Source organism: Pseudomonas sp. RL_105y_Pfl2_101 (assembly GCF_963970585.1).
Taxonomy (GTDB): Bacteria; Pseudomonadota; Gammaproteobacteria; order Pseudomonadales; family Pseudomonadaceae; genus Aquipseudomonas.
Window position 1 is genome coordinate 1 of record NZ_CAXAPG010000096.1, and the last position, 2582, is coordinate 2582.

Genomic DNA, 2582 nt, shown 5'->3' on the forward strand with positions numbered 1-2582 from the left:
ACTACAATCATTCGCGAATCAGGCTGAAGCTAAGTGGCCTGAGCCCTGTGGAATACAGGACTCAAGCACGGCGGGCATAGAAGGCGTCCAACATTTCGGGGTCAGATCAAAATACGCGGACACAATCACCCTTATTGGCAGGGCGAGGAAGGTGTGTTCCCCGGCCCCTTACCTCCTGCCAAGGCCACTGTGCCAATCAAAGCGAGCGTTGTGTTTCGGGCATTCGATGAGGTAGTTCATCACCAGTCCACCGGAATGGTGAATGCGTTCGTGGCTGCACAACCGTCGGTAATACCACGCACAGGTGTCTCGAACGAAAGCAGGTATGACTTAGTATCCGCTCTCGACTGTGACGAAATGAGCGCCTACGGGTTCCCCCTGGTTCCGGCACACAGGTGCTCCACAAACGCTAATCAGTTATCCGACGGCACGAATACCCGCAATCGATGACCATCCGGATCAAGGGCGACAAAGGTGTATCCAAACTCCATATCCATAGGGCTTTGGATAACTTTTAACCCCTTGGCAATCCATGCTTCATAGGTCAAATCTACAACGTTTTTTTCCGTGACACAGAATGCTACCTCTCCTGCCGTGCCAACCTCTTTCACTCCAGGCTCCACGGTGTGCCTGGACCAGAGTCCCAACATGAACCCCGAATCTAGGGCGAACATCGCAAAGGTGGGCGAAGCCTCCACCGGCGAATCCCCAAGCAAATCCGCGTAGAACCTTGCACTGGTCTCTGGGCTATCTACATACAAAATGAAAAAATTAGGCTTGATCATTGGCGTGCTCTTGAACATGGATTGAAGTCGCGCAGCAGCAATCTGCTTGCGCCCCTTATCCTACGCATGGCACTACCCATTTCTGTCAGCAGCGATTTTCTATCGGAGGCTTAATCCCTTCCTCAAGGCGCCACGCCTTTAGCAAGACCTGGCGCCGACGGGGATACCTTTCCTGCGCGACATCGAAGGTGGTAATCCGGTCACAACGAAAATGACGAAAACCTTCACGTAACTCGCACCACCCGACCAGGACGTGAGCGTCATCAAAATACCCCAGGGCGAATGGCCAGATTGTCCGGCAGGACTCCACGCCCCTCAGGTCTTTGTAGACCATTGTCGCTTTGCGCTCTGCCCTGATCGCCTGTCGAATCAGTGCCTGTGTGTCTGTTGCCAGAGAAGGGGCGCCAGGGCCGATGAACAAAGCAGAAGCGTCGAGTTCATCCTTCAAGCCGGATGGCAGGACCGCATGAATTTTATCGAGCGCGTCACGTGCCGCCCCCCCCAATCGTCCGTCGGCGCGTGCGATCACCCAACGCGAGCCGAGCACCAATGCCTCCAGCTCATCCTCTGTAAACATCAGTGGCGGAAGCATGAACCCGGGTTGCAACACAAAACCCAGCCCGGCGACGCCTTCAATATGCGCGCCTTGTTCCTTCAGCGTGCTGATGTCCCTGTACAGGGTGCGCAGCGTGATGCCCAATTCCTGCGCGAGTACGGCTCCCGCGACAGGAAAACGGTGGCGACGCAGGATTTGAATCAAAGCCAGGAGGCGTTGGGAGCGAGACATCTGGATGAGCTCGATATCATAGGGGAACTAGTCTGGAATCGTCGACCCCAGGTGCAAACGGTCGCTGGGCTAGTCTTGAAAGTGGGACTCAACGTGTCAGCCGCGATCATATGAGTAGTAGCACTAGGAGCCGGCAGCGCTGCTGGAGATGCCAGCGCTCAATCAGGACAAACTGATCCTCATTGCTAGCGCCCCTGTGTAGGTCATATTGCAGATACATTTCTTCATTTCTGACGAGGGGGGCAAGGCGCTCAGATGAATCAATCTTCCATTGGGCTCGGCCGGCCTTTGTGGCAATCACGATCACAAGCCTTACTTCACTGGACATAAGCATGCTCCATGCTGCGCTTTAGGTCACTGATACGATGGCCGTGGGAGGTAAGCATGATTTGGCCCGCGGTTCAACTTACTCTACAGCGCTACCAACCATTGGGGCTGCTGTCGATGGTTTCAGGTCTGGTGCTGAAATCACCATCGCGAGGGTCGATAAACCGATCTCGATACCTGTCGCAACGTCAATGGCTGTGTCGAGCGGCTGGATGGTTGTCAGTAATGCGCCGAAGATGGCCGCGCCAAATGCGGAGCTACTTTGCCGACTGGTGTTCGGGCGCCCTGGCGGCCGCAACGGCCCTTCCATATAGCGACCCTGTCCGAAAGGGACTGGAAAGCTGTGTGCAAGGCCGAAGCTAATGAAGCGAAAACCAGAGTTGCGGAGCAAGCGCAGGCGTTGGCTTGCGGCTTGCGTGAGGATTTTTTCAGCGCGGTTGAAAAACGAACTCGTAGAGCACTATTTTTGTAACCGTCCGGCCAAGTCATCTAAACCCTGCGTCACTGCTTAACGTTCTCACAAGTGAGAGCTTGCTCAAAGGAGTTGGTAAAGCTTCTAAGGATGGTCTGAAATAGCCGGATATTCTCCGGCTATCGAGCCGTCAGTACTTTTCAAAAAACGACCCGCGTCGAAATTTGATCCATTTTCTTCATTTTTCAGCCCTTCCGGGCGCAGCAAGGCG

4 protein-coding genes and 1 pseudogene are annotated in these 2582 nt (G+C 54.6%); 1 reads left to right on the forward strand and 4 read right to left on the reverse strand.

Annotated features, from left to right (window positions below; genetic code table 11):
* The coding region (locus AACY31_RS28460; protein ID WP_339505608.1) for an IS3 family transposase at positions 1-80 on the forward strand (80 nt) is incomplete at its 5' end.
* A 103-nt stretch (positions 81-183) separates the two neighbouring features.
* Here AACY31_RS28460 and AACY31_RS28465 read toward each other — a convergent pair.
* From AACY31_RS28465 to AACY31_RS28480, 4 genes and pseudogenes are all read right to left on the reverse strand, one after another.
* Positions 184-282 (reverse strand): annotated as a pseudogene (locus AACY31_RS28465) (Rieske 2Fe-2S domain-containing protein); the annotation flags it as partial.
* Between the two features lie 131 nt (positions 283-413).
* Positions 414-785: a VOC family protein gene (locus tag AACY31_RS28470; RefSeq protein WP_339493172.1), complete on the reverse strand. Its 372-nt coding sequence runs from the start codon at positions 783-785 to the stop codon at positions 414-416.
* A gap of 85 nt (positions 786-870) precedes the next feature.
* Complete coding sequence (locus tag AACY31_RS28475; protein WP_339493171.1) at positions 871-1572, reverse strand: helix-turn-helix transcriptional regulator; 702 nt, start codon at positions 1570-1572, stop codon at positions 871-873.
* Positions 1573-1678: 106 nt separating this feature from the next.
* A complete protein-coding gene (locus AACY31_RS28480; protein ID WP_339505606.1) occupies positions 1679-1906 on the reverse strand; it encodes an antibiotic biosynthesis monooxygenase family protein in 228 nt (75 codons plus the stop codon).
* Between the last annotated feature and the right edge of the window lie 676 nt (positions 1907-2582).